The sequence below is a fragment of the Streptomyces coelicoflavus genome (assembly GCF_003112555.1).
Lineage (GTDB): Bacteria > Actinomycetota > Actinomycetes > Streptomycetales > Streptomycetaceae > Streptomyces > Streptomyces coelicoflavus.
Genome location: NZ_BEWB01000017.1, coordinates 16,495 through 33,550, shown reverse-complemented (window position 1 = coordinate 33,550; position 17,056 = coordinate 16,495). Strand labels below are relative to the sequence as shown.

Below are 17,056 nucleotides of genomic sequence, written 5' to 3'. Positions count from 1 at the left end.
ACACAATCAAACATAACACGCCACAACCCACCATGACCGCCTCCGTGGCGCCGGTTCATCACAATCAAACAAAGTTCATCACCAGAAGTGTTCAATTACTGAACGCGGAGGCGTAGGTTCCGCTCCGGATCAGTTCGCGAACGAAGCGAGTGCTTAATGCAAACCCCCACAAGCTCCACCTATCTAGCCGCAGAGCTTCGACTCCCCACCAACTGGCTCGACTACACGATCCTCGGGATCTACTTCCTGGTCGTCCTGGGCATCGGCTTCGCCGCCCGCCGGTCGGTCAAGACGAGCCTGGACTTCTTCCTGTCCGGCCGTTCCCTGCCCGCCTGGGTCACCGGCCTCGCCTTCGTCGCCGCCAACCTGGGTGCCACCGAGATCCTCGGCATGGCCGCCAACAGCGCCCAGTACGGCGTCTACACGACCCACTGGTACTGGATCGGCGCCATCCCGGCGATGGTCTTCCTCGGCCTGGTGATGATGCCGTTCTACTACGGCTCGAAGGTCCGCTCGGTCCCGGAGTTCCTGCTGCTCCGCTTCGACAAGGCCTCCCACCTGCTCAGTTCGGCTCTGTTCGCCGTCGCGGCCATCCTGATCGCCGGCGTGAACCTCTACGCCCTCGCGATCGTCGTGGAGGCGCTGCTGGGCTGGCCGGAGTGGGTGGCCATCGTGGTGGCCGGCTTCTTCGTCCTGGCGTACATCACCCTGGGCGGCCTCTCCTCGGCCATCTACAACGAGGTCCTCCAGTTCTTCGTGATCCTGGCCGGCCTCATCCCGATCACCGTGCTGGGCCTGAAGAAGGTCGGCGGCTGGGACGGCCTGTCCGACTCCCTCTCCAAGTCCCACGGCTCCGACTTCATGACGGCCTGGGGCGGCACGGGCATCGGCAGCGAGAACCCGCTGGGTGCCAACTGGCTGACCATCGTGCTCGGTCTCGGCTTCGTGCTTTCCTTCGGCTACTGGACGACGAACTTCGCCGAGGTGCAGCGCGCCCTGTCGGCGAAGAACCTCTCGGCCGCCCAGCGCACACCGCTGATCGCGGCGTTCCCGAAGATCTTCATCGTGTTCGTCGTGATGATCCCGGGCCTGGTCGCCGCGGTCCTGGTCCCGAAGATCGGCACGCCCGGCTCGGACCTCCAGTACAACGACGCGATCCCGTACCTCATGCAGCAACTGCTGCCCAACGGCGTCCTCGGCATCGCGGTGACCGGTCTGCTGGCGGCCTTCATGGCCGGCATGGCGGCCAACATCTCGTCCTTCAACACCGTCTTCACGACCGACATCTGGCAGAAGTACGTGGTGAAGGACCGCGAGGACGGCTACTACGTCCGCTTCGGGCGCCTGATCACGGTGATCGGCGTGCTGGCCTCGATCGGCACGGCGTTCCTGGCCTCGTCGTTCTCGAACATCATGAGCTACCTCCAGACGCTCTTCTCCTTCTTCAACGTGCCGATGTTCGTGGTCTTCATCATCGGCATGTTCTGGAAGCGGGCGTCGATGAAGTCCGGCTTCTGGGGGCTGATCGCGGGTACCACCGCGGCGATGGTGAACTACTTCGTCATTTACAAGCAGGGCATCATCGACATCCCCTCCGACCAGGGCGCCAACTTCGTCTCCGCGATCGCGGGATTCGTCGCCGGTGCGGTGGTCATGGTCGCGGTGTCCCTGTTCACCGCGCCGAAGCCCGCCACCGAACTCCAGGGTCTGGTCTACGGCACGACCTCTCCCGGCATGGCGGAGCCACCCGCCAAGGGGGACGACGCGTGGTACCGCAAGCCGGCGCTGCTGGGCTGGGGGGCGGTCGTCCTGGCCGCCGCCTGCTACATCCCGTTCTCGTTCTGATCGCGGGAGGATTGAGAGAACATGTCTGATTCCTACTCCGACAAGAACCTTCAGGACGAGGTCTCCGAGCTGGAGACCAAGTCCGTCACCGCCGCGCGGCTCTTCGACATCCGGCGGATCATCGGCGGGCTGTTCGTGATCTACGGCGTCATCGTGACGATCGCGGGGTTCGCGGCGTCCGACGACGAGATCGACAAGGCGCAGGGGGTGAACATCAATCTGTGGACCGGGGTGGGGATGCTGGTCCTGGGGATCTTCTTCCTGGTCTGGCTGAAGCTGCGGCCCACGGCTCCGCCTGTGCCGCCGTTGGAAGAGGGCGGCGGGGAGGAGTGACGGCCGGGTTCTGACGCCGGGCGGGTGGTCCGGCGTTCTCCGGTTGCCCGGCGTGGGGGTGGGCGCGGGGCGGGGTGCGCGGCCCGGCGCTGCCGGGGTGCCTCCCCCAGTGCCTGGACGGCCTGGGAGGTACCCCCAGCGCCCACCCGTGCCGCCCCGGCGGCACGACTGCCCGCGGCTCAGGCGGCACGACTGCCCGCAGCGGGCGGCGGGCGGTTACGGGATCGAGGCGCCCGCCCGGTCCAGCAGGCCCGTTCGGGCGGCCAGGGCTGCTGCCTCCAGGCGGGAGCCGACGCCCAGTTTCATCAGGACGCGCTGGACGTGGGTGCGGGCAGTGGACGGGGCGATGCCCATGCCGGCCGCGATCAGGCGGGTGTCCTCGCCGTCGGCCACCCGTACCAGCACCTCCACCTCCCTCGGCGTCAGCATCTGCAACAGCCGCTGTCCCTCGTCGTCGGGCTGGGCCGCCGGGTTCAGCAGCTCGCCGAAGGCCCCCTGCAACAACGCCGGCGCCACCGCCGCCTCCCCGGCCCGCGCCTTCATGATCGCCCGCTCGACGCCCTCTATGCGCTCGTCGTGCCGTACGTACCCCGACGCCCCCGCGGCGAACGCCGCCGCGATGCCGCGCGGGCTCGGCACCGGTCCCAGCACCAGTACGGCCACCTGCGGACGCTCCCGCTTGACCCGCGCCACCGGGTCGAAGATCCCCGGCTCGGCCGGTGCCGCCGTCCCCAGCAGGCAGACCTCGGGTGCCCTGCTGATCACCAGCTCCGCCGCGCCCGCGGCCGGTGCCGCCGCGGCCAGCACCCGGTGCCCCCGCAGCTTCAGCGCCGAGGCCAGCGCCTCGGCGTGCAAACGGTGATCGTCGACCACCATGAGCCTTACTCCCATGGAGCAACCCCCCAGTCACTCTGTCCCACCCCGGCATGCCCCCGGCATGTCCCCGGAAGCTACACGCTGGGCCGCCCGCGCGCTGCCCCTACCGGCGAGAACCGCCCCGGAGCACCGAAATCCCCCGCGGCACCCTCCCGCGACGCGGCCGGCCCCGCCCCCTGTGACAGGGACGGGGCCGGAACGGTCACCCGGGCGACGACGTCTGCGTCGGCGTCGGCGTCGGCGTCGGCGTCGGCGTCGGCGTCAGCCGCTGGTGCCGAACCCGATCGCCAGGTACTCCTTCTCGTCCGTGCTGCTCCGCTCGCTGGCGTACACCTCGGACATGTACAGGTGCCCTTGCGCGTAGATCACCTCGGAGTAGTCCGGCGACATGCTGGACTCCACGTCCCGCACCGCCTCCGTCGCCGGGTTCTCCAGCAGCGTCGTCTGCTTGAACGTGGCGCCGTCGATGCTCACGATCTGGCCACCCTTGTCGTAGGGCGGGCGCTTGTAGGCGATCACGTTGCCGCCGTCCATGCGCAGCGGGATGATCGTGTAGTCGTCGCCGGAGTCGGCGCGCTGGCCGGTCTGCTTGCCGGTGGCCAGGTCGAAGGCGACGACCTCGTTGGCCCGGCTGTACGACTCGCCGCCGCCCTCGTGCTCCTCGGTGGCGATGTAGAGCTTGCCGTTGCCGGCCGCCAGCCCCTTGCAGCTCTCGGGCTTGGTGATGCTGTCGCAGCGGGCGGCAAACTGGTCGCCGGGCGCCGAGATGCGGGTGAGCAGCTTGCCGGTCTTGTTGTCGATGGAGAAGAAGTCCGAGATGCCGCTGCCGTCACCGGCGGAGTCGCCGACGTCGGCGGCCACGACCAGCGGGTTGGTCGACACGACGGCCGCGTAGTCGATGCCCTTGGCCATCTTGTACTCGGAGAGCACCTTCCCGCTCTTGGGGTCGATGGTCTGGATGTTCAGCTGCCGCGCGTCGTACGTGCCGCACTTGCGGACGGCGACCAGCTTCTCACCGCCGCCGTAGCCCGCGTCGTAGCAGGTGTCGGCCGGCTTCGGGGACCAGAGGATGTCTCCCTTGGCGATGTCGAAGGCGACACCACCGTCGGTGCTGCCCGCGGCGACGGTGTCACCGCTGATCGTGACGTTGTCGAAGTTGATGGGCCCTTCGCCGGCGGTCTTCGTCCAGACCTTCTTCCCGGCGTCCAGGTCGAGGACGGCGACCTGGCTGCAACCGTGGGCGGGCTCCGCCTTGGTCGGCATCTCGGGCTCGTAGACGATCACCGTCTTGTTGTCGTCCGTGACGCGCGGGGTGACGGCGCAGACGGGGCCTTCCAGCTTGATCGTCCACTTCTTGCTGCCCTTGTCGGGGTCGTAGCCGACGACCTCGGCGATACCGCTCTTGGCGTACACCTTGTCGGTGAGCCAGGAACCGGAGACGTCAGCGGTGCCGTCCTCCTTGCTCACCGCGGGCATGGGGACCTGGAAGAGCACCTTCGCGGCGGGGTCGGAGGGCGCCTTCTCCACGGCACCCGAGGACTTGTCGCCGTCGCCGCCCTTCTGGTCCGTGCCGCCGTCGCCGCCCTTGCCGCCACTGGTGCCGGCGGTGTCCTTCTTGCCGTCGTCCTTGCCGGAGGAACCGGCGTACCAGACCCCGCCGCCGATGATCAGCGCGATCGCGACGACGGCCGCGACGATGATCGCGACCTGAGCGTTGATCTTCCGGCCGCCACCGCCCGGGCCGCCCGCGGCCTGGGGCTGCATGGGCATCGTCTGGGGCTGGTAGCCGTAGCCGGGCTGTCCCGGCTGGACGGGCTGCCCCGGCTGGCCGTAGGGCGGCGTCGGCTGCCCGTACGGCCCCGGCTGACCCGGCTGACCGGGCTGTCCCGGCTGCTGACCGGGGTAGCCGTACCCCGGCTGGGGCTGGGGCGGGGTCTGCGGGTAGCCGTAGCCCGGCTGCTGGGGCGGCGGTCCCGCGGGCGGGGTCGGCGGGGCCGGGGGTGTCTGCGGGTAGCCGTAGCCCGGCTGCTGGGGAGCCTTGCCCAGGTCGGGCCCGGAGGGCGGCGTGGGCGGCTGCTGCGGCTGGTTCTGCGGCGGGCCGAAGCCGCCCCCCTGCGGGGGCTGGTGGGGCGGCGGGGGCGGCGGCTGGGTCATGACGTGAGCACCTCGGTGAGCGGAGACGACGGGGACGGAACGGGCCGCGTGAGCGCGCCCGGAGCGGCGGCCGGGGAACCGGCCAGGGAATCGGCCGGAGAATCGGCCGGAGAAGAGGTCACTTGCCGTAGGCGAGCATCAACTTCTCCTTCGACTCGTCGTTTCCGTTCAGACGGGTGGTGGAGATGAAGAACCGCCCGTCGACCCAGTCGATGTCCTTGGAGTAGAAGCCGTTCTCGATGTCCGCGACGCCCTGCGGGTTCTGGAGGAGCTTGGACGGCTTGTGGTCGCTGCCGCCGGTCGGGATGGACACGATCTGGCCGCCGGCGTCGTAGGACGGCTGGACGTACGCGATGAGCTGGTCGCCCTCGATCTTGACCGGCGTCATCGACTCGTCCGCCGGGGACTTGGTGCGCCACTTCTCCTTGCCGCTGGCGAGGTCGATCGCGACGATCTCGTTGGCGCCGCTGGTCGCCTTGGTCGGCAGGTAGAGGGTGTTCCCGGCGACGGCCACGCCCGAGCAGCCCTGGAGGTCGCGTTCGAGGATGGCCCAGCCGCACTCGGGGGCGAAGTCCTCGTCGACTCCGACCTGCTCCTGGACCTTGCCCTTCGCGGTGAACGAGGAGATGTTCCAGACCTTCTTGTCCTCGTTGGTGGCGTAGACGACGAGCGGGTCGACGGAGTAGGCGCGGGCGATCCGCCAGCCCTTCTCGTACTTGTAGGTCCACAGGACCTTGCCGGTCTTCGGGTCGAGCCCCTGGAGCTCGTCGTGCGCGTTGTTGCCGCCGGCGCCGCAGGAGGCGACCTGGACGAGCTTCTTCGCGCTGCCCGCGAACCCGGCCGGGAAGCAGGCGTCGCCGTACTTCTTCTTCTCGTACAGCTTCTTGCCGCTGCGGACGTCGTAGGCGGTGCCGGACTGGGAGCGGCCGACCATCATGACGTCGCCGCTGAGCGAGAGTTCGAGGGAGAGGGTGGAGTCGAAGAGGTCACCGTCGGCGACCTTCTCCGACCAGCCCTTCTCGCCGGTGGCGAGGTCGATCTCCTGGAGCTGGTTGCACTTGGCGCGGTCGCTGGAGCCGCTCATGTACGCGACGACGATCTTGTCGGCGGCCGTCTTCTCCGGGGTGACCGAGCAGATCTTCTCCGGGAAGGTGACCGGGTCCCAGGTGGGCTTGCCGTCCCCGACGTTGTAGGCGAAGACCTGCTTGTAGGCCGCCTTCACCGCGGCCTTGTCGGTGATCCACATGCCGTCGGCGTCGGCGCCTGAACCGGGGGCGTCGGGTGCTTCCTTGTACCAGAGCACCTTGGACTCGCCGGCCTGGCGGCCCTCGTTGAGGTTCTCGGGGTCCTCGCCGCCGTCGCCGCCGCCGTCACCGGGGTTGACCGGGGCGCCGCTCTTGGAGCCGGTGGGCTTGGGGTCGTCGCTCTTGCCCGCGACGGGCTTCTTGTCCTTGTCGTCGCCGCCGCTCGCGGTGACGGCCCACACGCTGCCGCCGATGACGAGCAGGGCCGCGACGGCGGCACCGATCACGAGGGCGGGCTTGCCCTTGAAGGGGTTGCGCGACCCCGGGCCGCCGGGCGGCGGGGTACCGGGGGCGCCGGGGTACTGCTGCTGCGGGTAGCCGTAGCCGGGCTGCTGGCCGTACGGCCCCGGCTGCTGCGGCTGGGCGTACGGGCCGGAGTTGTACGGTCCGGGCTGCTGGCCGTACTGGCCCGGCTGGCCCGGCTGCTGCGGATAGCCGTAGCCCGGCTGCTGCGGCGGCGGGCCGGGCGGCGGGCCCTGCGGGGGCGGCGGGGTCGGTGCCCCGAAGCCGCCCGGAGGCGGGTTCTGCGGCGCTCCGAAACCTCCCGGAGGCGGGTCCTGCGGTGCTCCGAAGCCTCCCGGCTGCGGCGGCTGATTCGGCGGCTGGCTCATCAGCGCGTTCCCCCTTATTGCTCACTCACTGATTTTTAGCCACGCCCCGGGTCACGCGCTGGCCCCGGAGTCGTCGAAGGCGATGGTTCACACTGCCTCGGACCGTGCTCGGACAGTCCTCGGACGGCCTTTCTATCACCCGCGGCCAACCCCCCACCGGGCCGCGTCCACCCCTGTTCCCAAGGGAGGACCGGCCCGTGATGCCTCCGTTACGCGCCTTCACGCCGCCTTTACACCACCCGCGCCCCTCGCCCGCAGGAACCTCAGGCGTCCTCGGCCAGTTCCAGCCAGCGCATCTCCAGCTCGTCGCGCTGCCCGGACAGCTCGCGCAGCTCGGCGTCCAGTTCGGCCACCTTGGCGAAGTCCGTGGCGTTCTCGGCGATCTGCGCGTGCAGCTTGGTCTCCTTCTCGGAGACCTTGTCCAGCTGGCGCTCGATCTTCTGGAGCTCCTTCTTGGCGGCGCGCACGTCGGCGGCGCTCTTCTCGGGCACGTCGGCGGCGGGCTTGGCCGCCACGGCCGGGGCGCTGGACGCGGCGGCCTCCTCCATGCGCCGGCGCCGCTCCAGGTACTCGTCGATGCCGCGCGGCAGCATGCGCAGCGCGCCGTCGCCGAGGAGGGCGAAGACGCGGTCGGTGGTCCGCTCGACGAAGAACCGGTCGTGGGAGATGACGATCATCGAGCCGGGCCAGCCGTCGAGGACGTCCTCCAGCTGGGTCAGGGTCTCGATGTCGAGGTCGTTGGTGGGCTCGTCGAGGAAGAGGACGTTGGGCTCGTCCATGAGGAGCCGCAGCAGCTGGAGCCGCCGCCGCTCACCGCCGGACAGGTCACCGACCGGCGTCCACTGCTTCTCCTTGCCGAAGCCGAAGGTCTCGCAGAGCTGTCCGGCGGTCATCTCGCGGCCCTTGCCGAGGTCGACGCGCTCGCGGACGCGCTGCACGGCCTCCAGCACCCGCCAGGTGGGGTCCAGCTCGGCGACCTCCTGCGACAGGTAGGCCAGCTTGACGGTCCTGCCGACCTTCACCTGCCCGCCCGCCGGCTGGCGCTCGCCCTCGCTGCGGGCGGCCTCGGCCATGGCGCGCAGCAGGGAGGTCTTGCCGGCGCCGTTGACGCCGACCAGGCCGATGCGGTCGCCGGGGCCGAGCTGCCAGGTGACGTGCTTGAGCAGCACCTTGGGGCCGGCCTGGACGGTGACGTCCTCCAGGTCGAAGACGGTCTTGCCGAGCCGTGAGGAGGCGAACTTCATCAGCTCGCTGCTGTCGCGGGGCGGCGGCACGTCGGCGATCAGCTCGTTGGCGGCCTCGACGCGGAAGCGGGGCTTGGACGTGCGGGCGGGTGCCCCGCGCCGCAGCCAGGCCAGCTCCTTGCGGACCAGGTTCTGGCGCTTGGTCTCCTCGGTGGCGGCGATGCGCTCGCGCTCGGCGCGGGCGAAGACGTAGTCGGAGTAGCCGCCCTCGTACTCGTAGACGTCGCCGCGCTGCACGTCCCACATGCGGGTGCAGACCTGGTCGAGGAACCATCGGTCGTGGGTGACGCACACGAGTGCGGAGCGCCGCTCGCGCAGGTGCTTGGCGAGCCAGGCGATGCCCTCGACGTCGAGGTGGTTGGTGGGCTCGTCGAGGACGACGAGATCCTGCTCCTCGATGAGCAGCTTGGCCAGCGCGATCCGGCGCCGCTCGCCGCCGGAGAGCGGCCCGATGACGGTGTCGAGGCCCTGCGGGAACCCCGGCATGTCGAGCCCGCCGAACAGCCCGGTCAGCACGTCCCGGACCTTGGCGTTGCCCGCCCACTCGTGGTCGGCCATGTCGCCGATGACCTCGTGCCGGACGGTGGCGGCGAGGTCGAGGGAGTCGTGCTGCGTGAGCACGCCGAGCCGCAGCCCGCCGGAGTGGGTGACCCGCCCGGTGTCGGGCTCCTCCAGCCTGGCCAGCATCCGGATCATGGTCGTCTTGCCGTCGCCGTTGCGCCCGACGACACCGATGCGGTCCCCCTCGGAGACGCCGAGGGAGACGCCGTCGAGGAGTGCACGGGTGCCGTACACCTTGCTGACGTTCTCGACATTGACCAGATTGACGGCCATTTCTCTCCTGCCTGGGGGATCACTCGACCCTCCAGGGTAGTCCGGCCGCCGTGGGCCTCAGTCCAGGACGGTCGCCCCCGGCACCGCTCCGGATGCCGTGCGCACGTCGCGGCAGGTCCCCGACGCCCGCAGCACCCCGGCGATGTCGGAGGCGGACTTGGCGTCGGTCGCGAGGAAGGCCGCGGTCGGGCCCGAGCCCGAGACCAGGGCCGCCAGTGCTCCGGCCGCCCGGCCCGCGGCGAGGGTGTCGGACAGCTCGGGGAAGAGGGAGAGCGCGGCGGGCTGGAGGTCGTTGGAAACGGCCACGGCGAGCGCGGCCGGGTCACCCTTGGCGAGGGCGTCGAGCACCGCCTGGTCGGCGACCGGCTCGGGAATGTCCAGGCCCTCGCCCAGCCGGTCGAACTCGCGGAAGACGGCCGGCGTCGACAGTCCCCGCGCGGCCAGCGCGAACACCCAGTGGAAGTCGCCCCCCACCTCCAGCTCCGCCAGCCGTTCCCCCCGCCCGGTGCCCAGCGCGGCCCCGCCGACCAGGCTGAACGGCACGTCGCTGCCCAGCTCGGCGCAGATCTCGAGCAGCTCCTCGCGGGAGGCGCCGGTGCCCCACAGGGCGTCGCAGGCGAGCAGCGCGCCCGCGCCGTCGGCACTGCCGCCCGCCATGCCGCCGGCGACGGGGATGTCCTTGGCGATGTGGAGGTGGACGTCGGGTGCGCGGCCGTACCGCGCGGCCAGCGCCTCGGCCGCGCGGGCGGCGAGGTTGGTGCGGTCCAGCGGGACCTGGCCGGCGTCGGGCCCCTCGCAGGTGACGCGGAGCCCGTCGGCGGCCGGGGTCGCGGTGATCTCGTCGTACAGGGAGACGGCGAGGAAGACGTTGGCGAGGTCGTGGAAGCCGTCGGGGCGAGCGGCGCCGACCGCGAGCTGCACGTTGACCTTGGCGGGGACGCGGACCGTCACGCTCACTTGCTCGTCACTCCCTGACTGCCTGCTGCTTGTGCTCGGCGATACGCGCGAACTCTTCCACGGTCAGCGCCTCTCCGCGCGCCTGCGGCGACACGCCCGCGCCGACGAGGGCGGCCTCGGCGGCGGCGGCCGACCCCGCCCATCCGGCGAGCGCGGCCCGCAGGGTCTTGCGGCGCTGGGCGAAAGCGGCGTCGACGACGGCGAAGACCTCGGCCTTGGACGCGGTGGTCTTCAGCGGCTCGGTCCGCCGGACGAGTGACACGAGCCCGCTGTCGACGTTCGGTGCGGGCCAGAAGACGTTGCGGCCGATGGAACCGGCCCGCTTCACCTCCGCATACCAGTTCGCCTTCACGGACGGCACGCCGTACACCTTCGAGCCGGGCCCGGCGGCGAGCCGGTCGGCGACCTCCTTCTGCACCATGACGAGGGTCCGCTCGATGCCCGGGAAGGTGTCGAGCATGTGGAGGAGGACGGGCACGGCGACGTTGTACGGGAGGTTCGCGACCAGCGCGGTCGGGGCGGGGCCCGGCAGCTCGGTGACGTGCATCGCGTCGGAGTGCACGAGGGCGAACCGGTCGGCGCGCTCCGGCATGCGGGCGGCGACGGTGGCGGGCAGGGCGCCGGCGAGTACGTCGTCGATCTCGACGGCGGTGACCCGGTCGGCGGCCTCCAGCAGGGCCAGGGTGAGCGAGCCGAGACCCGGCCCCACCTCGACCACCACGTCGTCGGGGCGTACCTCGGCGGTGCGGACGATACGGCGGACCGTGTTCGCGTCGATGACGAAGTTCTGACCGCGCTGCTTGGTGGGTCGTACGCCGAGGGCCGCCGCGAGTTCACGGACGTCGGCGGGACCCAGGAGGGCGTCGGGGGCGGGGCTGCTCACCCGGCAAGGGTAGCCGGGGGCGCGTGGGGCTCCTGCCCGCAGCCGGGCCCTGCGGGCGGGAACAGCCGCGCGGCCGGGCGCCGGGGCGGCTTCAGCCGGCCGTCGGGCGCCGCGGAGGGCTCCGTGCCCGCACCCGGCACGGACGGCCTCGTGGCCACGCCCAGGACGAGCGCCCTCGTCCCCGTAGGCGGCCCCGTGGGCAGCCTCGTCCGCGTGGCCGGGCCGCGGGCGGACTCAGCCGCGCAGTCGGGCGCCGCAGTGTGGCCAGGCGCTCGTGCCGCTGCGGACGTACAGCTTCTGCGCCCGGTACGTCTGCTCCGCGGCCGACGCGTCCTGGGGACGGCCCTCGCCGCCGAGGGCGTGCCAGGTGCCGGTGTCGAACTGGTAGAGCCCGCCGTACGTCCCCGAGGGGTCGACGGCGTCCGGGCGGCCGCCGGACTCGCAGGCGGCCAGGGCCTGCCAGTTCAGGCTGTCGGCGCCGTGGACGGAGGCCGGCCGGGGCCGGGTGCCGACCCGCACGACGCGCGGACTGGGCTCGCGCACCACCTCGGTGCCGAGGCGGCGCGGTTTCTGCCGGACGCCGTTGACGGTGCGCAGGGCGTACGTGGTGCGGCGCAGTCCGGGCCGGCCCGCCTGCTCGACGACCTCGGCGCCCCGGTAGAGGGTGGCGTCCTCGTCCCGTCGCTCGTCGAAGGGGATCGGGTCCTCGCGGACCTCCCGGGTCCCGGTGATCCGCAGCACCGTGACGGTCTGCCCGTCGCGCGGGTAGGCGCTCGCGGCGACGGACGTGGTGTCCTCCCCGCGCAGGGTGACCCCGGCCTCCTCGACCACCTCCCCGACGGTCGCGGCGTTGGTGCGGACGGTGCGGGTCCGGCCGTCCGCCATGACGGTCACCACCCGCTCGGTGCGCACCACCAGGGCGAGGCCCTCGCGGCCGATGCGCCGGGAGGGCTCGGTGGACAGGTACGCGCCCTGAGTCCGTACGCCGAGCCGCCGCAGCGCCCCCTCCACCGTCTCCGCGGTCGTCCACACCTGGCGCCGGTGGCCGTCGAGGGTGAGGAGCACGGGCCGTCCGTGGCGGACGGTGACGTCCTCGCCGCTGGTCAGCGGGGTGCCGGGGGCGGGTTCGATCACGTCGTGGGCGCCCACCTCGACGCCTTCCTCGGCGAGCAGTTCGGTCACGTCGTCGGCGAAGGTGTGCAGCGTGCGCGGGGTGCCGTCGACGGTCAGCTCGACGGCCTTGTCCTTGGCGACGAAGGCGGTGGTGCCGCCCGCGAGGAACACCACGACCAGCGCCCGCGGGAGCAGCCGGCGCAGGGAGGAGCCCTCCGCGCGCCCCGCGCACCGCGCCCGGCGCCGGCGCTCGGCGCGCCCGTCGCTCTGCCGGGGCAGCGCGGGCGCGGTCGGCTCGTGGGCGTCGTGGACCGGCGGCGCGGGCCGGTACGAGTCGCCGTACCCGTACGGCAGGGTCGGCGCGCTGTGCACGTCGTACGGCGCGAGGTCCTCGTACGCCCCGCACACCTCGTACGCCTCGTAGTACGCCTCGTACGCCTCTGCCGGCTCGAACTGCGTTCTGCTCACGCCCACACGCTCCAGGGGTCCCGATCGGGCCCCCAGAACCTAGCGGAGGGCCGGTCACTCTCCCAAGCGACGCGACTACTCAGCGTGTCAGTAGCCGAAGGCGCGGGCCGTGTTCGCGGCGAGGGCGGTCGCCAGCGTGTCCTCGTCGACGCCCCGTACGTCCGCCATGGCCCGCACCGTGACCGGCACCAGATAGGGCGCGTTCGGCCGCCCCCGGTAGGGCACCGGCGTCAGGAACGGCGCGTCGGTCTCCACCAGGACCAGCTCCGCCGGGGCCACGGCGAGGGCGTCGCGCAGGTTCTGGGCGTTCTTGAAGGTGACGTTGCCGGCGAAGGACATGTAGTACCCGGCGCGCGCGCAGACCTCGGCCATCTCCGCGTCGCCGGAGTAGCAGTGGAAGACGGTGCGCTCCGGAGCGCCCGCCTCCTTGAGGACGCGCAGCACGTCGGCGTGGGCGTCGCGGTCGTGAATGACGAGGGTCTTGCCGTGCCGCTTGGCGATCTCGATGTGGGCGCGGAAGGACCGCTCCTGGGCCTCCTTGCCCTCGGGACCGGTGCGGAAGTAGTCGAGACCCGTCTCTCCGACACCCCTGACCTGCGGAAGTGCCGCGAGCCGGTCGATCTCGGCGAGGGCGTCGTCGAGCGCCGCGTCCCCGCCGGCCTGCCGCGCCCCCTGCCGTGACCAGCCGTCGGGGTCGCCGTGGACGATGCGCGGCGCCTCGTTGGGGTGCAGGGCGACGGTGGCGTGGACGGCGTCGTGGGCGGCGGCGGTCTCGGCGGCCCAGCGGGACCCGGCGAGGTCGCAGCCGACCTGGACGACGGTCGTGACACCGACGGAGGCGGCCTTGGCGAGCGCCTCGTCCACCGTGCCGGACTGCATGTCGAGGTGGGTGTGCGAGTCGGCGACCGGTACCCGCAGGGGCTCGGGGAGCGGGGGCGCGGCGTCCTTGTCGGATCGGCCCGAGGCGTTCGAAGGCATGCCCCGATCCTACGAAAGGCTCCGCGCGCCCCCGAGGGGTCGGCTAGCCGGCCTTGCGGTGGAGGTGGAGGGCGTGCAGCAGGTCGGTCAGGTGCCACGGCCGGTGCCCGGCACCGAGCCCTGGCGCCCCCGGTCCGGGCGCCTCGGGCACCTGCGACGGCCGCGGCACCAGGGGCACCTCGAGCGGTCCGGCGGGCGGCACGCGGCGGGCACTGTGGGTGGTGCCGCGCACCGAGGCGACCCGGCCCGGGCGCATGATCCGTACGACGTGGCTGTCGCAGGTGGCGCAGGTCGGCCGGGTCAGCGGAGAAGGCACGACGCGACCGTCCACCACATAGAGCACGAACTCGTGGCCGTCGGCGTCCGTGTGGTGCTCGATCTCGAACGACTGCTCCCAGCCGTGCCCGCACCGCATGCAGGCGAAGGAGTACGACTCGTGGACGACGGCGGTGGCACCGGCACGCACTCCGGTCCGCACGGCGCTCTCACTCATGCTCATCCCGGCTCCTTCGGTTCGTTCCGTTCCTTTCTCCAGTGGACTCCTCCACCGACCGGAAAGCACCAGGTACTGCCGAGTATTTGGGCCGATTTGGGCTGCGCTTGGCGGGAGTCCCCGCAAGGTCAGCGGCGGGTCAAGAGCACGGCACCCAGGGTCAAGCGAAGCCCTTCGGATTCCCCCGTTCTTCCCAGGCGGCCTTTCTCAGGCATCAGTCTCAGACGTTCTTCTCCGCGTTCTTCGCGGCCACCACCGCGTCGAACACCTCCCGCTTGGGCACGCCCACCTGGGCCGCCACCGCCGCGATCGCCTCCTTGCGCCGCTCCCCCGCCTCCTCGCGCACCCGCACCCGGCGCACCAGCTCCCCGGCGTCGACCTCCTCGGCCCCCTTGTCCGGTGCCCCCTCGACGACGACGGTGATCTCGCCCCGCACCCCTTCACCGGCCCACGCGGCCAGCTCCCCCAGCCCTCCGCGCCTGACCTCCTCGTACGTCTTGGTCAGCTCCCGGCAGACGGCGGCCCGCCGGTCGGTGCCGAAGACCTCGGCCATGGCGGCGAGGGTGTCGTCGAGGCGGTGCGGGGCCTCGAAGTAGACGAGGGTCCGGCGCTCCTCGGCGACCTCGCGCAGCCGGGTCAGCCGCTCGCCGGCCTTGCGGGGCAGGAAGCCCTCGAAGCAGAACCGGTCGACCGGCAGCCCGGACAGGGCGAGCGCGGTCAGCACGGCCGACGGCCCGGGTACGGCGGTGACGCGGACCCCCCGCTCGACGGCGGCGGCGACCAGGCGGTACCCGGGGTCGGACACCGACGGCATCCCGGCGTCGGTGACCAGCAGCACCCGCGCTCCCCCGACCAGCTCCTCCACCAGCTCGGGCGTACGGGCGGACTCGTTGCCCTCGAAGTACGACACGACACGCCCCGCGGGCGCGACGCCGAGCGCCTGGGTGAGCCGGCGCAGCCGCCGGGTGTCCTCGGCGGCGACGACGTCCGCACCGGCCAGTTCGGCGGCGAGCCGGGGCGGGGCGTCCTGGACGTCGCCGATGGGGGTGCCCGCGAGTACAAGGGTTCCAGTCACGTCACCATCCTCCCAGGCCGCCATGGAGGGGGACGTATCCGCACCGGGAGGCCCATGCGCGGGACGTGCACAGCGCGGTTCCCTACGATGGCGCGGTGACCAGTACCGCGTCCTCCACGGACACCCGGCAGGGCCAGGCCCCGCTCGACGAGCGGCCCGCCTGGCAGCAGCGGCTGCGCCGCTTCGGCTACACGGGCGGGCCCGCGGCCGACGACGTCCGCGACCGGCTGGTGCCGCCGTACACGAGCCCGAGTCCGCGGCTGTGGGCCTTCCTGGGCCTGTCGAAGCCGCTCACCGACCGGATCGTGCGCTGGTCGGCGTGGGGCGGGCCACTGCTGGTGGCGCTGCTCGCGGGCGTGCTGCGGTTCTGGAACCTGGGCAGCCCGAAGGCGGTGATATTCGACGAGACGTACTACGCCAAGGACGCGTGGGCGCTGATCCACCGCGGTTTCGAGGTCAACTGGGACAAGAACGCCAACGACCTGATCCTGAACTCGGGCGGCGACGTCCCGATCCCGGCCGACGCGGCGTACGTCGTGCACCCGCCGGTCGGCAAGTACGTCATCGGCCTCGGGGAGCTGCTGTTCGGCTTCGACCCGTTCGGCTGGCGCTTCATGACGGCGCTGCTGGGCACCCTGTCGGTGCTGCTGCTGTGCCGGATCGGCCGCCGCCTGTTCCGCTCCACGTTCCTGGGGTGCCTGGCGGGCGGCCTGATGGCGCTGGACGGCCTGCACTTCGTGATGAGCCGCACCGCGCTGCTGGACAGCGTGCTGATGTTCTTCGTGCTGGCCGCCTTCGGCTGCCTGGTCGTCGACCGCGACAGAGCCCGTGCCCGACTCGCCGCCGCGCTCCCGGTGGACGAGGACGGCCGCGTCCGCCCCGACGCGCACGTGGCGCAGACCCTGCGCCTCGGGTGGCGCCCGTGGCGCCTGGCGGCGGGCCTGATGCTGGGCCTGGCTGCGGCCACCAAGTGGAACGGCCTCTACATCATGGCGGCCTTCTGCGTGATGGCCGTCCTGTGGGACGTCGGCTCCCGCCGCGTCGCGGGCGCCCACCACCCGTACCGTGCGGTGCTCCGCCACGACCTGGGCTGGGCCTTCCTCTCCACGGTTCCGGTGGCCCTGGCGACGTACCTCCTCTCCTGGCTCGGCTGGATCCTCTCCCCCTCCGACGGCACGGGCGGCTACTACCGCGACTGGGCGACGAAGGACGGTGCGAACAGCTCCTGGTCGTGGCTCTTCCCCGACTGGTGGCGCAGCCTGTGGCACTACGAGACCCAGGTGCTGGAGTTCCACACCCACCTCACGTCGCCGCACACGTACCAGTCGAACCCGTGGAGCTGGATCGTCCTGGGCCGCCCGGTCTCCTACTTCTACGAGTCCCCGTCGGCGGGCTCGGACGGCTGCCCGGTCGACGCGGGCGAGAAGTGCGCCCGCGAGGTACTGGCGCTGGGCACGCCCCTCCTGTGGTGGGTGGGCTGCTTCGCCCTGCTGTACGTCCTGTGGCGCTGGTTCTTCCGCCGCGACTGGCGCGCGGGCGCCATCGCCTGCGGCATCGCGGCCGGCTACCTCCCCTGGTTCCTGTACCAGGAGCGCACGATCTTCGTCTTCTACGCCGTCGTCTTCGTCCCGTTCCTCTGCCTCGCGGTGGCGATGCTCCTGGGGGCGATCATCGGCCGCCCGGGCTGCACGGACACCCGCCGCGTCGCGGGCGCGACGGGAGCGGGCGTCCTGGTGCTGCTCATCGCGTGGAACTTCATCTACTTCTGGCCCCTGTACACGGGCACGGCGATCCCGATGGAGGAGTGGAGATCCCGGATGTGGCTGGACACGTGGGTCTAGCCGGGCACGCGCACCGTGGCGGCGCCGCCCGGTCGGATCCCGCCCAC

Annotated in this window: 13 protein-coding genes; 3 read left to right on the top strand and 10 right to left on the bottom strand. The window is 71.9% G+C overall.

Going from position 1 to position 17,056, the window contains the following annotated elements; translation table 11 throughout:
* Positions 1-156 precede the first annotated feature (156 nt).
* Both Sco07f_RS34050 and Sco07f_RS34045 read left to right on the top strand, forming a co-directional pair.
* On the top strand, positions 157-1,845 hold the full coding sequence (locus Sco07f_RS34050) for a sodium:solute symporter family protein (protein ID WP_007450677.1): 1,689 nt from the start codon (positions 157-159) through the stop codon (positions 1,843-1,845).
* Positions 1,846-1,866: 21 nt separating this feature from the next.
* Positions 1,867-2,178 carry a hypothetical protein gene (locus Sco07f_RS34045; protein WP_007450679.1) on the top strand — a complete coding sequence of 104 codons (312 nt, stop codon included), beginning with the start codon at positions 1,867-1,869 and terminating at the stop codon, positions 2,176-2,178.
* A 216-nt stretch (positions 2,179-2,394) separates the two neighbouring features.
* Here Sco07f_RS34045 and Sco07f_RS34040 read toward each other — a convergent pair whose 3' ends face one another.
* The 10 genes from Sco07f_RS34040 to rsmI all read right to left on the bottom strand — a co-directional run bounded on the left by Sco07f_RS34040 (position 2,395) and on the right by rsmI (position 15,168).
* Positions 2,395-3,069, bottom strand: a complete 675-nt coding sequence (locus tag Sco07f_RS34040; RefSeq protein ID WP_042826347.1) for a response regulator transcription factor — start codon at positions 3,067-3,069, stop codon at positions 2,395-2,397.
* Between the two features lie 246 nt (positions 3,070-3,315).
* Positions 3,316-5,208: an outer membrane protein assembly factor BamB family protein gene (locus Sco07f_RS34035; RefSeq protein ID WP_174855460.1), complete on the bottom strand. Its 1,893-nt coding sequence runs from the start codon at positions 5,206-5,208 to the stop codon at positions 3,316-3,318.
* A gap of 118 nt (positions 5,209-5,326) precedes the next feature.
* Positions 5,327-7,123 (bottom strand): outer membrane protein assembly factor BamB family protein, encoded by a 1,797-nt coding sequence (locus Sco07f_RS34030; protein WP_108990156.1) that lies wholly within the window; start codon positions 7,121-7,123, stop codon positions 5,327-5,329.
* A 263-nt stretch (positions 7,124-7,386) separates the two neighbouring features.
* Positions 7,387-9,201: an ABC-F family ATP-binding cassette domain-containing protein gene (locus Sco07f_RS34025; RefSeq protein ID WP_108990155.1), complete on the bottom strand. Its 1,815-nt coding sequence runs from the start codon at positions 9,199-9,201 to the stop codon at positions 7,387-7,389.
* A gap of 57 nt (positions 9,202-9,258) precedes the next feature.
* Entirely contained in the window at positions 9,259-10,158 is a 900-nt protein-coding gene (locus Sco07f_RS34020) for a 4-(cytidine 5'-diphospho)-2-C-methyl-D-erythritol kinase (protein ID WP_108990154.1), read from the bottom strand.
* A gap of 7 nt (positions 10,159-10,165) precedes the next feature.
* Positions 10,166-11,041: a 16S rRNA (adenine(1518)-N(6)/adenine(1519)-N(6))-dimethyltransferase RsmA gene (gene rsmA / locus Sco07f_RS34015; protein ID WP_007450639.1), complete on the bottom strand. Its 876-nt coding sequence runs from the start codon at positions 11,039-11,041 to the stop codon at positions 10,166-10,168.
* Positions 11,042-11,275: 234 nt separating this feature from the next.
* Positions 11,276-12,622 (bottom strand): resuscitation-promoting factor, encoded by a 1,347-nt coding sequence (locus tag Sco07f_RS34010; RefSeq protein WP_108990216.1) that lies wholly within the window; start codon positions 12,620-12,622, stop codon positions 11,276-11,278.
* 87 nt (positions 12,623-12,709) lie between these two features.
* Entirely contained in the window at positions 12,710-13,600 is an 891-nt protein-coding gene (locus Sco07f_RS34005) for a TatD family hydrolase (protein ID WP_007450517.1), read from the bottom strand.
* Positions 13,601-13,643: 43 nt separating this feature from the next.
* Positions 13,644-14,093, bottom strand: a complete 450-nt coding sequence (locus Sco07f_RS34000) for a hypothetical protein (RefSeq protein ID WP_373558664.1) — start codon at positions 14,091-14,093, stop codon at positions 13,644-13,646.
* 220 nt (positions 14,094-14,313) lie between these two features.
* Complete coding sequence (gene rsmI, locus Sco07f_RS33995) at positions 14,314-15,168, bottom strand: 16S rRNA (cytidine(1402)-2'-O)-methyltransferase (RefSeq protein ID WP_007450521.1); 855 nt, start codon at positions 15,166-15,168, stop codon at positions 14,314-14,316.
* 95 nt (positions 15,169-15,263) lie between these two features.
* On the opposite strand from rsmI, the gene Sco07f_RS33990 reads away from it, so the two are divergent.
* A complete protein-coding gene (locus tag Sco07f_RS33990; protein WP_167468306.1) occupies positions 15,264-17,009 on the top strand; it encodes a dolichyl-phosphate-mannose--protein mannosyltransferase in 1,746 nt (581 codons plus the stop codon).
* The last annotated feature ends 47 nt before the right edge of the window (positions 17,010-17,056 follow it).